This is a genomic window from Streptomyces sp. NPDC006335, from assembly GCF_040612795.1.
Taxonomy (GTDB): Bacteria; Actinomycetota; Actinomycetes; order Streptomycetales; family Streptomycetaceae; genus Streptomyces.
Map to the genome: position 1 here is coordinate 22,017 of NZ_JBEXQX010000005.1, position 16,951 is coordinate 38,967.

At 71.3% G+C, this 16,951-nt stretch carries 17 protein-coding genes; 11 read left to right on the top strand and 6 right to left on the bottom strand.

All coding sequences use genetic code 11. The features are described from left to right. Positions 1–103 precede the first annotated feature (103 nt). The 3 genes from ABZ098_RS16345 (at position 104) to ABZ098_RS16355 (ending at position 4,982) form a co-directional block, all read left to right on the top strand. Positions 104–1,717 (top strand): FUSC family protein, encoded by a 1,614-nt coding sequence (locus ABZ098_RS16345; RefSeq protein WP_356591491.1) that lies wholly within the window; start codon positions 104–106, stop codon positions 1,715–1,717. After that, entirely contained in the window at positions 1,714–2,253 is a 540-nt protein-coding gene (locus tag ABZ098_RS16350) for a MarR family transcriptional regulator (protein WP_356591493.1), read from the top strand. Before ABZ098_RS16345 ends, ABZ098_RS16350 begins: the two co-directional genes overlap by 4 nt. Positions 2,254–2,378: 125 nt before the next feature. Further along, the gene (locus ABZ098_RS16355; protein ID WP_356591495.1) at positions 2,379–4,982 is read left to right on the top strand and encodes a cellulosome protein; all 2,604 of its coding nucleotides are present in this window, start codon (positions 2,379–2,381) and stop codon (positions 4,980–4,982) included. A gap of 9 nt (positions 4,983–4,991) precedes the next feature. Here ABZ098_RS16355 and ABZ098_RS16360 read toward each other — a convergent pair whose 3' ends face one another. The 3 genes from ABZ098_RS16360 to ABZ098_RS16370 form a co-directional block, all read right to left on the bottom strand. Beyond that, a complete protein-coding gene (locus ABZ098_RS16360) occupies positions 4,992–6,044 on the bottom strand; it encodes an aldo/keto reductase (RefSeq protein WP_356591497.1) in 1,053 nt (350 codons plus the stop codon). Between the two features lie 105 nt (positions 6,045–6,149). Further along, complete coding sequence (locus tag ABZ098_RS16365) at positions 6,150–7,472, bottom strand: diacylglycerol kinase family protein (RefSeq protein ID WP_356591499.1); 1,323 nt, start codon at positions 7,470–7,472, stop codon at positions 6,150–6,152. Positions 7,473–7,563: 91 nt separating this feature from the next. Beyond that, a complete protein-coding gene (locus ABZ098_RS16370) occupies positions 7,564–7,956 on the bottom strand; it encodes a glyoxalase superfamily protein (protein WP_356591501.1) in 393 nt (130 codons plus the stop codon). A gap of 71 nt (positions 7,957–8,027) precedes the next feature. On the opposite strand from ABZ098_RS16370, the gene ABZ098_RS16375 reads away from it, so the two are divergent. Continuing rightward, entirely contained in the window at positions 8,028–8,564 is a 537-nt protein-coding gene (locus ABZ098_RS16375) for a GNAT family N-acetyltransferase (RefSeq protein ID WP_356591503.1), read from the top strand. Positions 8,565–8,597: 33 nt separating this feature from the next. Here the strand turns inward: ABZ098_RS16375 and ABZ098_RS16380 are convergent, their stop codons facing one another. Then, positions 8,598–9,281 (bottom strand): glycerophosphodiester phosphodiesterase family protein, encoded by a 684-nt coding sequence (locus tag ABZ098_RS16380; protein ID WP_356591505.1) that lies wholly within the window; start codon positions 9,279–9,281, stop codon positions 8,598–8,600. A gap of 271 nt (positions 9,282–9,552) precedes the next feature. Here ABZ098_RS16380 and ABZ098_RS16385 point away from each other — a divergent pair, with 271 nt between their 5' ends. From ABZ098_RS16385 to ABZ098_RS16410, 6 genes are all read left to right on the top strand, one after another. Next, positions 9,553–10,950 (top strand): DUF6421 family protein, encoded by a 1,398-nt coding sequence (locus ABZ098_RS16385; protein ID WP_356591507.1) that lies wholly within the window; start codon positions 9,553–9,555, stop codon positions 10,948–10,950. A gap of 83 nt (positions 10,951–11,033) precedes the next feature. After that, on the top strand, positions 11,034–11,783 hold the full coding sequence (locus ABZ098_RS16390) for an SDR family oxidoreductase (RefSeq protein ID WP_356591509.1): 750 nt from the start codon (positions 11,034–11,036) through the stop codon (positions 11,781–11,783). Beyond that, on the top strand, positions 11,780–12,850 hold the full coding sequence (locus ABZ098_RS16395) for a low specificity L-threonine aldolase (protein ID WP_356591511.1): 1,071 nt from the start codon (positions 11,780–11,782) through the stop codon (positions 12,848–12,850). Before ABZ098_RS16390 ends, ABZ098_RS16395 begins: the two co-directional genes overlap by 4 nt. 304 nt (positions 12,851–13,154) lie before the next feature. Beyond that, positions 13,155–13,667 carry a GNAT family N-acetyltransferase gene (locus ABZ098_RS16400; protein ID WP_356591513.1) on the top strand — a complete coding sequence of 171 codons (513 nt, stop codon included), beginning with the start codon at positions 13,155–13,157 and terminating at the stop codon, positions 13,665–13,667. Positions 13,668–13,728: 61 nt separating this feature from the next. Continuing rightward, on the top strand, positions 13,729–14,301 hold the full coding sequence (locus ABZ098_RS16405) for a transglutaminase domain-containing protein (RefSeq protein WP_356591515.1): 573 nt from the start codon (positions 13,729–13,731) through the stop codon (positions 14,299–14,301). Positions 14,302–14,308: 7 nt separating this feature from the next. Further along, positions 14,309–15,025, top strand: a complete 717-nt coding sequence (locus ABZ098_RS16410; protein WP_356591517.1) for a phenylalanine--tRNA ligase beta subunit-related protein — start codon at positions 14,309–14,311, stop codon at positions 15,023–15,025. On the opposite strand, the gene ABZ098_RS16415 is transcribed toward ABZ098_RS16410, so the two are convergent. After that, positions 14,988–15,716 (bottom strand): lysophospholipid acyltransferase family protein, encoded by a 729-nt coding sequence (locus ABZ098_RS16415; RefSeq protein WP_356591519.1) that lies wholly within the window; start codon positions 15,714–15,716, stop codon positions 14,988–14,990. The two genes, ABZ098_RS16410 and ABZ098_RS16415, sit on opposite strands and share 38 nt — an antisense overlap. 188 nt (positions 15,717–15,904) lie before the next feature. Beyond that, positions 15,905–16,321: a DUF4395 domain-containing protein gene (locus ABZ098_RS16420; protein WP_356591521.1), complete on the bottom strand. Its 417-nt coding sequence runs from the start codon at positions 16,319–16,321 to the stop codon at positions 15,905–15,907. 75 nt (positions 16,322–16,396) lie between these two features. Between ABZ098_RS16420 and ABZ098_RS16425 the strand changes: the two genes are divergently transcribed. Then, positions 16,397–16,810 (top strand): thioredoxin family protein, encoded by a 414-nt coding sequence (locus ABZ098_RS16425; protein WP_356592319.1) that lies wholly within the window; start codon positions 16,397–16,399, stop codon positions 16,808–16,810. Positions 16,811–16,951: the final 141 nt, after the last annotated feature.

The following is a 16,951-nucleotide window of genomic DNA, read 5'->3' on the forward strand; positions in this document are numbered from 1 at the left end:
CGAGCGCAAGGGTGTACGCGGGGAGCGTGCGACGGAGCACAGCAGGTCACGGGGAGGGTCCGAGTATCGTTTACAGGTAAAACACCTGCTAAAGTATTGCCACATGAGCAGTGCGACCCCTCGCCCCCACACCCCGCGCGTACGCGCCCTCCCGCTGGCCGGCGTACTGCGCCTGGGCAGGCCCTCCGACATCTGGTTCAAGCCCGCCCTGAGCGTGGTGGTCGCGGTCGCCCCGCCCAACCTTGCCCTGCTGGCCCTCGGCCGCCTCGACCTGGCGATGTACACCATGGCCGGGTCCCTGTGCGCGCTGTACGCCCACAACCGCCCCTACGCCGCCCGGGCCCGCGCCCTGGCCTGGGTGGTGCTCGGCATGGTCGCCGGTCTGGGGGTCGGCCTGGTCGCCGCCTCGCTCACCGGCAGCGCGGTGGTGCTGGTCACCGTCGGCGCCCTGGTGGCCGCCGTACAGAAGACGCTCTGCGACGCGACCCGGATCGGCCCGCCCGGCCATGTGGTCCTCACCTTCATCAGCTCCGCCGCCCTGTTCGCCCCGCAGGGCCTCGGCCAGGTCCCCGGTCACCTCGCCCTGGCCCTCGCGACGGGCGCCTGGGCCTGGCTGGTGGGGATGGCCCCCGGCCTGCTGCGGCCGCACGGCCCGGAGCGGCGGGCCACCGCCCGTGCCCTGGACGCGGCCGCCGCGTACGCCGAGAACCCGCGCGCCCGTGCGAGCGGGACCGCCCATGCCGCCGTCCAGGCCGCCTGGCAGACCCTCCTGTCGGCCGGATCCCGCTCCGGGACCCGGCGTGCCCTCGGCCGCCTCGTCGTCCGCGCCGAGGTCGCCCTCGCCGCCCCCGCCGACGCCGACCCGGACCGACTCCGTGCCTGGGCCCGCGAGCTGCGCGGCACGGCAGCGGTCCCGCGGGCGCCGTACGACGACGAACTCCTCGGGGTGGAGATCGAACGCGCCGCCCCCGCCCACCCGGTGTGGCGCATGCTCGCCCCGATCGCCGTACGCACCGCCCTGGGCTGCGCCCTCGCCGGCTACGCCTCCCTGGCGCTCGGCGTCGGCCGCCCCTACTGGGCCCTGGTCACCGCGGCCTCCCTCTACCAGGTCAACGTCACCCTCACCTGGAGCCGGGGCGTCCAGCGGGTCGTCGGCAACCTCGTCGGGGTGCTGGTGTTCGCCGCCGTCGTCCCGCTCGCCCACCTCGGGCCCGCCGCGCTCGTCCTGTGCTGCCTCGCCCTCAACTTCGGCGCCGAGGCGCTCATCGCCCGCAACTACTTGCTCGGCAGCGTCTGTGTGACCCCGATGGCCCTGCTCATCACCGAGTTCGCCGGATACCAGGAACCCGGCAGGCTGATCACCGAACGGGTCCTGGACACCCTCGTCGGGGCGCTGGTCGGCTTCGTCGCCGCCATCGCCGTCACCAACCGGCGCGCGGGCGACCGGGTCGAGCAGTCGCTGGCCGCCGTGGAGCGTGCCCGGGAACGCGCGGCCCGCCTCCTGGCCCAGCCGCATCCCGCTCCCGGCGCCCTGGACGGCGCCCGCCGAGGCCTCGCCACCGCTCTGGTCGACCTGCGCGCCACCGTCGAGGCCGCGTCCGGCGAATGGTGGCAGCGGGACCTGCCCCAGGAGAGGGTCGTGCACGCCGAACAGGCCGCACACCGTACGCTCGCCGCGACGGTCCGGCACCACAGAGCGGAGGGCGCACGCGCATGACGGCACCGAACGGACGACCGGCGGACCCGACGAGAACCGACACCGTCGCCGCCGTCGTCCGGCAGTGGCAGACCGTCCACCCCGGCCTCGACACCGGCCCCATGGAGATCATCGGCCGCGTCAACCGCTGCGCCGCCCTCCTCCAGCAGGCCGAGGACGCCCCGCTGCGCCGGGCCGGGCTCAGCCGTCCCGAGTTCGACCTGCTCGGCGCGCTGCGCCGCACCGGTCACGAACTCACCCCCGGCGACCTCGCCCGCGAGACCTTCTCCTCCGGGGCCGCCGTCACCAAGCGCCTCAAGCAGCTCACCGAACGGGGCCTGGTGGAGCGCCGGGGCGACACCCGCGACCGGCGCGTCGCCCACGTCCGGCTCACCGAGGCCGGCCGCGAGCTGGTCGACGGGATCCTGCCCGAGCAGCTGGAGTACGAGACGGCCGTGCTGTCCGTCCTGACCCCCGAGGCACGGGACGAACTCGCCGCCCGGCTGGGGGAATTGCTCGGCCGCCTGGAGGGCAGCCTGGGCGTGCTGCGCGCCTGACGCCTGCGACCTGCGGTTCTGGAAGTCTCGGGACCTGCTGCCTGTTGACGCGGTCGACCCGCGCTTCCTACGTTCGTCCAGGTCGGTGCGGATCATCGATCGTCGTACGAGATGCCGAACGAAGGATGGATGCCGTGACAGCCGAAGGCCCCGCCCCCGACCAGCTCACCATCGACCTCGGCACCGAGACCGGACCCTTCCACGGGGGAGCGAGCGGCACGCTCTACGGCCTCTACGGCGACGGTGTGCCCAGCCGTGTCGTGGTCGAGGGCATGTACCCGCGGACGGTGACGACCAAGGCCCAGGACGGCACCCAGCACCCCGGCGGCGACGCCCTGGAGATCCTGCCGCCCTTCGTCGCGGCGGGCGGCAAGGACGTCTACGTCTACCTGCCCGACTTCTACCGCGGGTTTCCGTACGAGTGGCCGGGTGCCACCGGCGAGGAGCGGCTCGCCGGGCACCTGGACGTGATCCGTCGCCAGGTCGAACACGTCCTGGCCCTGGGGGAGTTGAGGTCCCACGTCGTGTACGTGCCGTTCAACGAACCCGAGGGCAACATGTTCGGCGAGGGGGAGTGGAGCTACGACGGGGTCTCCTGGCGGACCGAACCGGCCCCCTACTTCGCCGCCTGGGAAGCCGCCTACCGCCTCATCAAGGACCTCGACCCGGACGCCCGGGTGGCCGGACCCAACACCTGCGTGCTGTACCCCGAGGTCAGAGGGTTCCTGGAGTTCGCGAAGGCGCACGACGTGCTGCCCGACATCGTCACCTGGCACGAGCTGTCCTCGCCCGCCGAGGTCCGCACCAACATCGCCGAGTACCGGCAGCTGGAGCGGGAGTTGGGCATCGGCCCGCTGCCCGTCAACATCAACGAGTACGCGCACAACTACCACGTCTCCGTCCCCGGCCAGATGATCCAGTGGATCGCCGCGATCGAGGAGTCGAAGGTCGACGCCGACCTCGCCTACTGGAACATCGCCGGCAACCTCAACGACTCGGCGGTGGAGGCGAACAGGGCCAACGGCCAGTGGTGGCTCTACAACGCCTACGGACAGCTGACCGGGAACACCGTCCGGGTCGTCGCCCCGCACCCCAACGTGCAGTACACCCTCCAGGGCGTGGCCACGCTCGACCGGGACAAGCGCCAGGCCAGGGCCCTGTTCGGGGGCGCGGACGGTACGGCGGACATCGTGTTCGAGGGCGTGGACGCGGAGGTGTTCGGGGCCGTGGTCCACGCGCGCCTCGTGGAGTTTCCCTGGTCGGGCCAAGTGGGCGACTGTGCACAGCCGTTGCGGCTGCGGGACGAGGAACTGCCGGTCGTGGACGGCAAGGTGACGCTGAGACCGACCGGCCTCGACGCGATGTCCGCGTATCAGGTGATCCTGTCACCGGGCGGCAACGGGGCCGCACTCCTGCCGTCCGCGGTGCGCTGGAGGCGCACGTACGAGGCCGAGGACGCCGCCTACACGGGCGGCGGCTACTCGAAGAGCGGGCCCGAGGGGTCCCCGTCCGCCGTCGACCGGTTCGCCACCTCCGGCGGCTACCACGTGGGCGGTCTGCGCACCGGCTCCGACGGCGTGCTCGCCTTCGACGTCGAGGTCCCGCAGGACGGGACCTACGACCTCATGGTGTTCGCCGGCTCCCACAACCTCGCCGACCTGGTGCGCGAGCAGGGTCCCACCAACGTCTTCCTGCGCGTGGACGGCGAGGACCCGCGCGAACTGCGGTTGCCGCTCGGCTACAAGCCGGCGGTGTGGGGTCACACCGACACCCGGGTGGAGCTGACCGCGGGCCGCCACCGGATCACCCTTGCCGCCCAGGACCCCGACCTCGGGGTCACCAAGGGCGACGCGTCCGTAGACAAGCTGGACCTCGTCCTGCGGGAGGAGGACGAAACCGCTCTGTACGACGCCGAGTTCGCGGACCTCCGCGGCGGCGCCCGGGTGAGCCACGCGCACCGCGGCGCCTCGGGCCCCGGAGTCGCCGTGCTGCCGCGGGGCGGCACCGTCACCTTCTGGGCGTACGCGGCCGACGACGGCGAGGCCTCCGTGACCGTCGACGTCCTCGGGCCCGGCGAGGGTGTGCTGAGCGTCAACGGCGAGGAGGTCGGGCGCGTCGAGCGCGGCGCCGTACCGCTCTTCCTGGCCGGAGGCGTCAACAAGGTCACGGTGACCGGGACTTCGGACCGACTGATCGTCGACCGACTGCGGATCGCGCCCTCGCGCGGGCTGCTGCCCACCACCTCGTACGCGGCCGAGGAAGGCGTCCTGACCGGCGCGGCCAGGGTGACCGGACACCCGTACGCCACGGGCGGCAAGGCGGTCGACGGCGTCGGCGCCGGACCCGCGAACGCCCTCACCCTGACGGTCACGGCCGACCGCGCCGGACGCCACGCGCTGACGATCCGCTACTCCAACGGCGAGCAGCCCCCGTCCACGCACTACAACCCGGACCCGGTCTGCCGCCACGCCGACGTCTCCGTCAACGGCGGCCCCGCGCACCGCGTCCTGTTCCCCACCACCTTCCACTTCAACAACTTCTGGAACCTGTCGATACCGGTCACCCTGCGCCCGGGCCTCAACACGCTGACCTTCACCGCCGACGAACTCCCCGACTTCGCGGGCGACACCAGGAACGAGTTCGGTCAGCGCTCCGCGCACGCTCCCGTCATCGACCAGGTGACGGTGACACCGCTGGCCCCCACGGAGGCCGACGCGCGTCCCCTCTGAACGACGTCTCTAGAGCACGTCGGTCGCGGTACGCCGGTATCCCGAGCGCCGGTCGTCGATGGCCTGCCAGCGGTCGCCGTAGATGTTCCCGACGATGGCCGGCTCCCGTACGAAGTCGTGCGGGAAGCCGAGCGGCACCGCACTCACCTCGTCCAGACGGGTGAGCGCGTCCGCGTCGAGACGGACGTCGAGGCTGCCCAGGTTGTCGGCGAGCTGGCTCTCCCTGGTGGCCGCGACGATGGGGACCACGTTGCCGGGTCGGCCGAGCAGCCAGGCCAGCGCCACCTGGGCCGGGCTCCAGCCGCCCTGTTCGGCGATCTCCACGACGGCCGTGACGATCCGCTCCTCCCGCGGGCTCGGCTTGTCGCCCCAGGCGTCCAGGCGGCCCGTCTCACCCCGCCGGTACTTGCCGGTGAGCTTCCCGCCCGCCAGCGGCGACCACGCCAGCACCGCCTGGCCGAACGCCCGCGCCTGGGGGAGCAGTTCACGCTCCGGGGTGCGCTCCAGCAGGTTGTAGCGCAACTGCGACCCCGCGAAGGCGGTCCAACCCCGCAACTCCGCCGACGTGTTGGCCTGCGCGATCTCCCAGGCGGGCCAGTCCGACACCCCGACGTAGAGCACCTTGCCGGTGCGCACGAGGTCGTCGAGCGCCCGCATGACCTCCTCCACCGGCGTGAAGTTGTCGCGGGCGTGCACCCACAGGATGTCCAGGCGGTCGGTGCGCAACCGCCCGAGACTCGCCTCCACCGACCGCACCAGGTTCTTGCGGTGGTTGCCGGCGGAGTTGACGTCCCCGGTACGGGTCGCGCACGTGTACTTGCTGGCCAGCACGAAGTCCTCGCGCCGCCCGTCGAGCAGTTCGCCGAGGATGCGCTCCGAGGCCCCGCCCGAGTAGATGTCCGCCGTGTCGACGAAGTTGCCGCCCGCGTCGGCGTAGGCGTCGAGAAGCCTGGCGCTGGTCTCCTTGTCGGAGCCGTAGGCGGGATCCTCGCCCATGACCATCGCGCCGAGGCTCAGCTCGCTCACGCGCAGACCGGTCTTGCCGAACAGTGTGTACCGCACGATCAGTTTCCCCTTCAGGCAGGTCGTGCGGATGACGCTAGAAGCTGGAGCGCACTTCAACGCAAGCCGTTTCCGGGAGAGCCGGGTACGGCCGACGGGGTCGCGTCACGTGCGCCCGGCCGGCCCCGCCAGTTTGCGCAACCGGCGCCAGTTCAGGCGGGGTTGGGCCGTCGGCACGCCAGGTCGCTTTCTCGGGACGCGGACCCGGAGCGCCCCGGGTGCGATGCGGCAGTGGACCGGGGTGGGCAGCACCAGGGCCTCGCCGTCGACGCCGACCTCGATCTCCGGATGGTCGGCGTCGACGACCACCTCCCGCGCGGACAGGACCGCGAGGCCCTCCGGATCGGGGCCGAGCAGCAGCGCCGCCGCCTCGGCCGCGCTGTCCACCCTGACGCCTAGGACGCCGAGCAACCCCGAGTCGAGCCGCTCGCGGCGGCCGAGGCCCACGGGGTCACCGGTGCGGTAGGCGTTGTTGCTCACCAGCACGGCCTGCGGGCGGTCGATCGTGGTCGCGTCGACGCGCGCCGTCAGATGCGGTCCGCGCTGCCGGGTCAGCAGATCGGGCAGCAGCTCCAGAGTGGTGCCGATCTTGTCGTCGCGGTAGGCGGGACTCTGGACGACCGCCGCGTACGCGCCGAAGGAGGCGTTGTTGACGAACGGACGGTCCGCGACGAAGCCGAGATCCACCCGGAGTTCGACCCCGTCGGTGAGCGCGTCGAGGCAGGCCGCCGGGTCGGCGCGGTCCAGGCCGAGGTCCATGGCGAAGTGGTTGCGGGTGCCGGCGGAGATGACCAGGAACGGCAGGTCGTGCTCCGCGGCGACGGCGGCGACCAGTGCCTGGGTGCCGTCGCCGCCCGCGACGCCGAGCAGGTCCGCGCCCTCCGCGACGGCCGCCCGGGCCAGCGCGGTCACGTCCTGGTGCTCCTCGGGGTCGAGCAACACGACGCGCGCGCCCAGGCGTTCGGCCTTCTCCCGCAGCCGGAACCGCTCGACCTTCCCGCCCCCGGAGCGGGGGTTCATGATGAGGAAGGGCCGCCGCACGGACCGCGCTCGGTGCTCCTTCATGCGTTTCGGGCGGGTGCCGGTGCTGCGCAGCGCGTACCGCCCGCTCCACACGGCGGCGCTCCACAGCACCGGTGACAGCACGAGCACCCACCCCAGGGCGACCACGAAGAGGACGATCACGAGGGCGGGGGTGACGGCCGCGAGCGCCGCCGCCAGCCAGCGCACCGGTCCGCGCCGGGTCAGTGTCCACCACACCGCCGCCGCGGTGACGGCCGCGCCCGCGAGCCCGGCGGCCAGCAGCAGAACGCCGCGGAGACCGCCGTGGGCGAGGGGGAGCAGGACCGCGAGCGCGGCGGCCGCCAGGGACGTCCTGGCGGCCCATCGCTGTCCGCGCCAGGCCGGGGCGTTCAGGTCCACGCTCATGTGCTCCTCCACTGCTCCGCGCCCCTGGGGCCACGGCGATCGGCGGAGCATATCCGAGCCCGTGGAACGGACGGCGTCGCGCGGGGTCCGGTCAGATGCCGGGCCGGTACCGGATCGGATGGTCCGCCGGCACCTCCACCAGCACGATCGGTGTGCCGTCCGGGTCCGCCACCCACATCTCGACCAGCCCCCACGGCTCCTGCACCGGTGGCCGCACGATCTCGACGCCCTTGGCCAGCAGCTCCTCGTGCGCCGCGGTGACGTCCGCGACCTGGAGCCACAGCCGGACATCCGCGGCCGGGGGAGCCTCGGAGCGTCCCGACAGCTCCAGGAACCCGCCGCCGAGGAAGTAGACGGTGCCGCGCTCCGGCCCCGTGCCGAACTCGCGGTACACCGCCAGGCCCAGCTGGTCGCCGTAGAAGACTCGGGAACGCTCCGGATCCGTGGGCCGCAGCAGGACGCGGCCGCTCAGTACGTGCACCATGCGGGCGAGCCTATCGGGGGCGCTACTCTCGACCGTGCCCCAGTCGTGCCCCTGAAGTGGAGATGTGCCCCATGGAGACCACCGCCGGCCTCACGTTCCGTGACGCCACCGACGCCGACGTGGACACGCTGGTCGCGCTGGTCGAGTCGGCGTACCGCGGGGACGACAGCCGGGCCGGGTGGACCACCGAGGCGGACATCCTCGAAGGGCAGCGGACGGATCCGGAGGGCGTGCTCGCGGTCATCAAGTCGCCCGACAGCCGGCTGCTGGCGGTGGAGCGTGACGGGCGGGTCGTCGCCTGCTGCCAGCTCGAACACCGGGGCACCCACGCCTACTTCGGGATGTTCGCGGTCAGCCCCGCACTCCAGGGCGGCGGCCTCGGCAAGGTGATCATCGCGGAGGCGGAGCGGATCGCCCGGGAGACCTGGGGCGTCACCGAGATGCACATGACCGTGATCTCCGTGCGCGACGACCTCATCGCCTGGTACGAGCGGCGCGGGTACCGCCGTACGGGTCAGATGACGCCCTTCCCGTACGGCGACGAGCGCTTCGGCGTTCCGCAGCGCGACGACCTGCAGTTCGAGCTGCTGGTCAAGCCGCTGGTGTGACGTTCCTGCCGCGCTGTCCGCGGCTGACGCGGCTCAGGCCGTGAAGCGGCCGGTGCGCTTGATCTCCGGGTAGTCGGTCGTCGCGCCGTCCAGCTCCAGGGCGCGCACCAGCCGCAGATGGTCCTGGGTGTTCACCACCCAGCCGATGATCTTCAGGTCCGCCTTGCGGGCCGCCTCCACGACCTCCAGGGTCAGCCGCCGGATGTTCAGGCAGACCGTCCCCGCACCGGCCTCGACGGCGCGCTCCACGATGTCGGGGCCGAACCGGCTGCCGATCAGCGCGGTCCGTACGCCGGGCACCAGGCGCCCGATCTCGGCGATCGCCTCGTCGTGGAACGAGGACACCTCGACCCGGGAGACCAGGTCCCGCCGGAGCATGACCTCGGCCAGCGCGCGGGCCGCCGCGATGTCCTTGATCTCGGCCTGGAGCGGCGAGCGCACCGCGTCCAGGACCTCCTCGAACACCGGGACGCGCTCCCCGCGGCCCGCGTCCAGGGCGCGCAGTTCGGTGAGGGTCTTCTCGGCGATCGGGCCGGTTCCGTCGGTCGTGCGGTCCACGTCGGTGTCGTGCATGACGACGAGGGCGCCGTCCTTGCTCAGATGCAGATCGAGTTCGATGACGTCGAGGCCGGCCTGCTGGGCGGCGACGAAGGAACGGAGGGTGTTCTCGGGTTCGGTACCCATGACTCCGCGATGACCGATGGTAAGGAAGTTCAAGGTTCAACTCGCTTCCGTCGACGGCGGCTCGGTGCAGAGCCGCAGCCTAACGGCTACACGGTGTGATGGACCCGTGCGTACGCGAGGGATCGCGGTGACGTGTGGGGGAGCGAGAACTGTTACCCGGAATCGCGGTGTTCATGGCACTCGACAGGAAAAAGTTCGGTGACCATTGGGGTGCGCAGGATAACTTCCCGTGACCGCTCTTGCTGGGCGGAAGCTCGTATGTATACGGTCTCCATACGCGAGCTTCTCCCGTGGAGGATGGGACATGACGGAAATTCTTGTGCAGGCGGCTTCGGGGGACCAGCTTCCTCCCGTGACCAGGGTGGTGGAGCACCCGGCATGGCCCGTGCTCAAGGATGCCGTGGAGCGGATCCGGCCATGGCAGTCCAAGGACGGGTCGATCGACTTCGACGCCGAGGGCGCCCCCGCCCGCGCCGACGCCGAGGCCGCCGTACGGCGTGTCGTCGAGGCGGTGCAGGAGCTGTCCCCGCTGCTGCCGCACGACGCCGACTACCACGCGGCCCTCGCCAAGGACCTCGGACGCTGGTGCGACGGCGGCTTCGAGGTGCCCGACTTCCTCGACTCGCTGCTGGCCTTCCAGCCCGCCGCGAACCGCGCGGACGGCCTCCAGCACCTGGTCGTCTTCCCGATGTACACGCAGAACGGCAACCCCGACCGCAACCTCGAAGCGGTCGTGCTGCGCATGGTCTGGCCCGACTGGCTGGCCGAACTGGAGCGCACCCGCTACGACAACCCGCTGTTCTGCGGCATCAAGTTCGAGGACTTCACGGCCGGTTACGACACCAACTCCGCCGTCCTCTTCCCGGAGACCATCGCCGTGCGCGAGGCGCCGGAACGCTTCTCCTGGGGCGGCATCTTCTGCGACCGCGAGGCCGCCCGCTTCCGGCGGGTCACCGACGCCGCCGTCGACATCCTGGGCCTGGAGCTGCCCGAGGACATCGCCGCGATGGTCCACGACCAGAAGCGCTGTGAGGAGGCCTTCGTCCTGTGGGACATGGTCCACGACCGCACCCACAGCCACGGCGACCTGCCGTTCGACCCGTTCATGATCAAGCAGCGCCAGCCGTTCTGGATGTACGGCCTCGAAGAGCTGCGCTGCGACCTCACCGCCTTCAAGGAGGCCGTGAAGCTGGAGTCCGACGGCGTCCCGCAGGCCCGTGACGTGCAGTACGCGGTCCTCTTCGACCGCATGTTCCGCTTCCCGGTCACCGGCGAGCGCGTGCGCAACTACGACGGTCTCGGCGGCCAGCTCCTCTTCGCCTACCTGCACAAGCACGACGTCGTCCGCTGGACCGACAACAAGCTGTTCATCGACTGGCAGCGCGCCCCGCAGGTCACCAACCAGCTCTGCGCCGACATCGAGCAGCTCTACCGCGACGGCATCGACCGCCCCAAGCTCGTCCACTGGTTCGCCGGCTACGAGCTCGTCTCCACCTACCTCGCCCCGCACCCGGGATCCAAGTGGGCCAAGGGCCCCGACGCCCTCGACCTGTCGCTGCCGCCGCGGAAACTCGTCGATGACGTGCTTCCGGACGAGTTTCCGCTGAGCATGTTCTATGAGGCCCTCTCCAAGAAGCTTCGCCATGTGATCGCCTCCACCCGGGGCATCACGGCCGCGAACGCCGAGCGGGTCGCCGCGTGAGCGAGCGTGGCACCGAGAACACTGCACAGGCCGTTCCGGCGGCAGCTCAGGCCGCTTCCGCGGCAGCTCAGGAGGCGAAGCACATGGTGGGGAACGGAGCTCTCGACGGTGCCGTGATCGCGGTGGCCGGCGCGGGCGGGCCCGCGGGCCGCGCGACACTGCTGCGACTGGCCGAGGCGGGCGCGACCGTCGTCGGCGCGGACAACGACCCGGAGCGACTCGCGGAGGCCGTGGACGCGGCACGCTACGCGTCGGGCGGTGCCACCGTGACCGGCGAGCCGGTCGACCTGCTGGACCTGGACTCGACCCGCGACTGGGCCGCGCACATCGAGAAGGACTTCGGCCGGGTCGACGGCCTGGTCCACCTCGTCGGCGGCTGGAGGGGCAGCGAGACCTTCATCAAGTCGAGCCTGGACGACTGGGACTTCCTGGAACTGCTGCTCATCCGCACCGTGCAGCACACCTCCCTCGCCTTCTACGAGGGCCTGCAGCGCAGCGAGCGGGGCCGTTACGTCCTGATCAGCGCCGCCGGCGCGACGAAGCCGACGGCGGGCAACGCCTCGTACGCCGCCGCCAAGGCCGCCGCCGAGGCCTGGACGCTCGCTCTCGCCGACGCCTTCCGCAAGGCCGGGGGCGCCGACGGGCCGAGGTCCGCGGCTGCGATCCTGGTGGTGAAGGCACTGGTGCACGAGGCCATGCGCGCCGAGCGGCCCAACGCGAAGTTCGCGGGCTTCACGGACGTCAAGGACCTCGCCGAGGCCATCGCCGGTGTCTGGGACAAGCCCGCCGCCGAAGTGAACGGAAACCGTCTGTGGCTCACCGAGAAGCCGTGAACCCCCCGAAGACCGACGCCCGTCGCCATCACGACCCGCAGGTCCGCGGCTTCGCCAGCGACAACTACGCCGGGGCCCACCCGGAGGTGCTCGCCGCCCTGGCCCTGGCCAACGGCGGGCACCAGGTCGCGTACGGCGAGGACGACTACACCGAGAACCTCCAGCGGATCATCCGCAGCCACTTCGGGGCCACGGCGGAGGCGTTCCCGGTCTTCAACGGCACCGGCGCCAACGTCGTCGCGCTCCAGGCGGTCACCGACCGCTGGGGCGCGGTGATCTGCGCCGAGAGCGCGCACATCAACGTGGACGAGGGCGGCGCTCCCGAGCGGATGGGCGGCCTCAAGCTGCTCACCGTGCCCACCCCCGACGGCAAGCTCACGCCCGAGCTGATCGACCGGCAGGCCTACGGCTGGGACGACGAGCACCGCGCGATGCCGCAGGTCGTCTCGATCACCCAGAGCACGGAACTCGGCACGCTCTACACGCCCGACGAGATCCGCGCGATCTGCGACCACGCCCACGCGCACGGGATGAAGGTCCACCTGGACGGCTCTCGCATAGCCAACGCGGCCGCCTCCCTGGACGTCCCCATGCGGACGTTCACCAACGCGGTCGGCGTCGACATCCTCTCCCTGGGCGGGACGAAGAACGGCGCGCTGTTCGGCGAGGCGGTCGTGGTGATCAACCAGGACGCGGTCTCCCACATGAAGCACCTGCGCAAGCTGTCCATGCAGCTCGCCTCCAAGATGCGGTTCGTGTCGGTGCAGTTGGAGGCCCTGCTCGCCAAGGACCTGTGGCTGCGCAACGCCCGTCACTCCAACGAGATGGCCCAGCGCCTCGCCGAGGGTGTGCGTGCCGTCCACGGTGCCGAGATCCTCTATCCGGTCCAGGCCAACGGCGTCTTCGCCAAGCTCCCGCACGACGTGAGCGAGCGCCTCCAGAAGCGCTTCCGCTTCTACTTCTGGGACGAGCCCGCGGGCGTCGTCCGCTGGATGTGCGCCTTCGACACCACCGAGGACGACGTGGACGCCTTTGTGGCGGCGCTGAAGGAGGAGATGGCGCGCTAGGACCTGTCGTTTGACTCGGGCCGGCGTCGCGAGGCGTGGCACGCGCCCCCAGAAGGGGTGCTGCGGCCGCGTTGTCGTCGGTTGCCGACTCCCCCCGGACTCGAACGGCCTCGCGCGGGAGGGCCCCCTCGCGTCGCCGCCCTCCGCCGCCTTGCCGCTGCACGCACCATGCCCCGTTCGGGTCGGTTGAGCGCAGCAGTCTCTCTGTGCCGACCTGGTCCAAGCGACAGGCCCTGGGCGTGCTGTCCCTGGATGTCGGTCACGCGCGTGCCGGGTCGGTGGCCGCCTGTGCTTGCATGCCGGTGTGGACAGAGCGAAGCCCCGGGTCCGGCCGAGGACCGATGACGACGTCGAGGCCTGCGTGCGGGCACTGGCAGCGGTCCATCACCGCGACGGCTATCCGGTGAACTGGCCCGCGAGGCCCGGCGAGTGGCTGGCGCCGGACGCGGCGCTGGGGAGCTGGGTCGCCGAACTGGACGGTCGGGTGGCGGGCCACGTCAGCCTCTCCCGCGCCGGTGAAGGCGATCTGGCGCCGGCCCTCTGGAGCGAGCGCGACGGAACGAGCCGGGAACGGGCCGCCGTGGTCGGCCGGTTGTTCGTCGCCCCGCGGGCGAGAGGGCACGGGATCGGTGCCCTGCTGATGGGGCGGGCGGTGGAGGAGGCACGGCACCGCGGACTGCATCCAGTGCTCGACGTCGTCGCGTCCGACGCCGCCGCGACGGCCCTGTACGAACGGCTGGGCTGGACCAGGCTCGCCACGGTCGAACAGCGGTGGAGCGCGGACCAGGTGGTGACCGTCCACTGCTACTCCGCATAAATATACCGACCAACGTAAAACAATTGACGCGCGGGTGATCGTCTTCCTATGCTCTGCGGGCATGGAGCTGATCCAGAACACCCCCGACCTTTCCGCGTACTTGGCCGCCGACGAGGTCATCGACCATGACCACCCGGTGGTCAGGGAGACGGCCGCACGTCTCGCCAAGGAGGCGGTCGACTCGTATGCCTATGCGCGATTGGCATTCGAGTTCGTCCGCGACACGATTCCGCACTCCCAGGACTCCGGCGACCTCCGCGTCACCTGGCGGGCCTCCGACGTCCTGGAACAGGGGACCGGCATCTGCTACGCCAAGGCGCACGCGCTGGCCGCGCTGCTGCGCGCCGAGGACATTCCGACGGCCCTCTGCTACCAGGAGTTGGGTGAGGTGCACGGCCTGGTCGCCGTGCGGTTCAACGGCGCCTGGCACCGCCAGGACCCCCGGGGCAACAAGCCCGGCGTGGACGCCCAGTTCTCCCTGGACGGCGAACGGTTGGCCTTCACGCCCGACCCGGAGTCCAACGAGATGGACCACCCGGTCCTGTACGCTGAACCGCACCCGGCCGTCCTGAGCGTCCTCAAGGCCGCCCCCGACCGGCCGTACCTCTGGAAGACGCTCCCCACGACACTCTGAGGCACCGATGTCCCTCTCTCTGACCGTGTCCGACGAAGTGCGCGCCCTCGCGCCCGGCTTCACGCACCTCGCCATCGAGGCCCACGGACTCGTCAACGGGCCCAGCACCGAAGCCAGTTCGGCGCTGCTCGACGACGCGGCCCGCCGTCTCGCCGTACGACTGGACGGACGCGCCCCGCACGAGGACCCGCACATGGCGGCCTGGCGGGAGGTCTACACGGCGTTCGGCTCGAAGCCCTCACGCACCCGCAACTCGGCGGAGGCGCTGGCGAAGAGGGCCCTGACGGACGCGGGTCTGCCCCGCATCAACGTCCTGGTCGACCTCTACAACGCGATCAGCGTCGCGCACCTCATCCCGGTCGGCGGCGAGGACCTCGACCGCGTCCAGGGCGGCATGCGCCTCGTACGGGCCACGGGCGACGAGGACTTCGTGACCGTGGCCGGTGGCGAGGAGACCGTCGAGCACCCGGACCCCGGCGAGGTGATCTGGCAGGACGAGGCCGGGGTGACCTGCCGTCGCTGGAACTGGCGCCAGGGCCCGCGCACGAGGCTGACGGAGGAGACGGTCTCGGGGATCTTCCTGCTGGAGAGCATGGCCCCGATGCCGTACGCCGACGTGGAGAAGGCGGCCACCGAACTGGCCGAACTGCTGGAGAAGTTCAGTCCGGGAGCGAGGATCGACGTGACTACCGAGCCTCTGCCTCGCGCACCTGCTCCGGAGTAGGCGCCGTGCCCCCGAGATGCGCCGGCATCCACCATGTGTCGTCCGGCCCCTTGGGGCGCACGGGGTAGGCCCGCTGGGCGGCTTCCAGCAACTCGTTGACACGCTCCCGGACCTGGCGGGTGATCGCTCCCGCGTACTTGTCCCGGGACGCCTCGATCGCCTCCCCGACCCGGATCGTGATCGGGATGTGGCTGCGCTTGAAGTTGCGGGGGTGCCCCTTGGTCCACAGCCGCTGGGTGCCCCAGACGGCCATCGGGATCAGGGGGACGCCGGCCTCCTGGGCCATCCGCGCCGCACCCGACTTGAAGCTCTTCAGCGTGAAGGACTGCGAGATCGTCGCCTCCGGGAAGACGCCGACGATCTCGCCCGACCGCAGCGACTCCAGGGCGTGGGCGTACGCCGTCTCGCCCTGCTTGCGGTCGACCGGGATGTGCTTCATCCCGCGCATCAGCGGACCCGAGACCTTGTGGCGGAAGACGGACTCCTTCGCCATGAAACGCACGAGACGCTTCTGCGGGAGCGCGGCCAGGCCGTTGAAGACGAAGTCCAGATAGCTGATGTGATTGCTCACCAGCACGGCGCCGCCCGAGCGCGGGATGTTCTCCGACCCCTTGCAGTCGATCTTGAGATCCCAGGCCTTGAACAGGGCCTGGGCGAATCCGACGACGGGGCGGTAGACAAACTCTGCCATGGGCGGGGTGAGCCCTTCCTGCTCTGCCGGGGGAGGCCGACTCCCGGCGTCAAGTTACGCAGCCGTAGGTTTACGGCATCTCGCAGATCGTGCCCCAAGAACGGGCGGGGAGCCAGCCCTGGTGCCCGCTGGGGGCGAGATTCTCGTCACGTCCGTCCGGTGATCCACCTCGGGGTTTTAAGCCGCCTTTACTCCGCGCGTACCGCCACCCGCCGAACGAGCAGGTACATCTCGCATCCCAGGCAGTACCCGAACATGGCGTTGAGGAACGCCGCCGCGAGCGCCGCGCCGGTGGCGGCGAGCCCGAGCCACTGCGGACCGATCGCGTATCCCACGAGCCCGAGAGCCGCGAAGGCGAGGCCCACCGCCTGCGCGAACCGCGGCGGCTCCGGTGCCTCGAACTCGGTCGGCGGGCCGATCCGCGGCCGCACGGCCCTGCGGAACACCCAGCCGTACGGCGAGCGACCCACCCCGCCCGCCGCACCCAGCGCGAACGCCAGCGTCTGCCAGGCCAGCAGCCAGACGTTGCCCGTGATCAGAACGGCCGCCAGCACGACGGCCGTCACGGCCGCGCCGAAACGCGGCCCCCTTGCGTCGATGTCCATGAATCAAGCATTCCGCATCGGACAGACTGGAGGGAGGCGGGAATCTTTGCAGTCTCATGAATGCTGATGCGGATGATGACCGGACTCGTGGTGTGCGTGGCGGTGCTCGCGGCGGCGAGCGCCTACGGGGTGCTGCAACGGCGGCGGAACGGGAGGGTGAGGGTGCGCGGGCGCGACGACGGCAAGCGGCTCGGTGCGGCCGAGTTGGGGGAGGACCTCGGTGAGCGGGCCACGCTCGTCCAGTTCTCCAGCGCCTTCTGCGCGCCCTGCCGGGCGACCCGGCGCGTGCTCGGTGAGGTCGCCGGCATGGTCCCTGGCGTCGCGCACGTCGAGATCGACGCCGAGAAGAACCTCGACCTGGTCCGTGCACTGGACATCCTCAAGACGCCGACCGTGCTGGTCCTCGACGCCGACGGCAGGGTCGTCCGGCGTGCCACCGGTCAGCCGCGCAAGGCGGACGTCATCGCGGCGATCGGGGAGGCGGTTTGACGTCGGGTGGGCTCACGGTGAGGCAGCTCCCATATGCCGGAACCGACTTGACTGTGCACGGCACCTATCGTCAGCCTGACCGTATGCCTACGGAACTCCTTCTGTTCGGGCGGGTCCACGTCGACCTCGCCCGCACCGCCA

Excerpts from the sequence above, each read along its gene's own strand:
- ABZ098_RS16405 (WP_356591515.1), top strand. The coding sequence starts at position 13,729 with ATGGAGCTGATCCAGAACACCCCCGACCTTTCCGCGTACTTGGCCGCC.
- ABZ098_RS16390 (WP_356591509.1), top strand. The coding sequence starts at position 11,034 with ATGGTGGGGAACGGAGCTCTCGACGGTGCCGTGATCGCGGTGGCCGGC.
- ABZ098_RS16420 (WP_356591521.1), bottom strand. The coding sequence starts at position 16,321 with ATGGACATCGACGCAAGGGGGCCGCGTTTCGGCGCGGCCGTGACGGCC.
- ABZ098_RS16355 (WP_356591495.1), top strand. The coding sequence starts at position 2,379 with ATGGATGCCGTGACAGCCGAAGGCCCCGCCCCCGACCAGCTCACCATC.
- ABZ098_RS16415 (WP_356591519.1), bottom strand. The coding sequence starts at position 15,716 with ATGGCAGAGTTTGTCTACCGCCCCGTCGTCGGATTCGCCCAGGCCCTG.
- ABZ098_RS16385 (WP_356591507.1), top strand. The coding sequence starts at position 9,553 with ATGACGGAAATTCTTGTGCAGGCGGCTTCGGGGGACCAGCTTCCTCCC.
- ABZ098_RS16365 (WP_356591499.1), bottom strand. The coding sequence starts at position 7,472 with ATGAGCGTGGACCTGAACGCCCCGGCCTGGCGCGGACAGCGATGGGCC.
- ABZ098_RS16425 (WP_356592319.1), top strand. The coding sequence starts at position 16,397 with ATGACCGGACTCGTGGTGTGCGTGGCGGTGCTCGCGGCGGCGAGCGCC.
- ABZ098_RS16410 (WP_356591517.1), top strand. The coding sequence starts at position 14,309 with ATGTCCCTCTCTCTGACCGTGTCCGACGAAGTGCGCGCCCTCGCGCCC.
- ABZ098_RS16370 (WP_356591501.1), bottom strand. The coding sequence starts at position 7,956 with ATGGTGCACGTACTGAGCGGCCGCGTCCTGCTGCGGCCCACGGATCCG.
- ABZ098_RS16345 (WP_356591491.1), top strand. The coding sequence starts at position 104 with ATGAGCAGTGCGACCCCTCGCCCCCACACCCCGCGCGTACGCGCCCTC.
- ABZ098_RS16350 (WP_356591493.1), top strand. The coding sequence starts at position 1,714 with ATGACGGCACCGAACGGACGACCGGCGGACCCGACGAGAACCGACACC.
- ABZ098_RS16375 (WP_356591503.1), top strand. The coding sequence starts at position 8,028 with ATGGAGACCACCGCCGGCCTCACGTTCCGTGACGCCACCGACGCCGAC.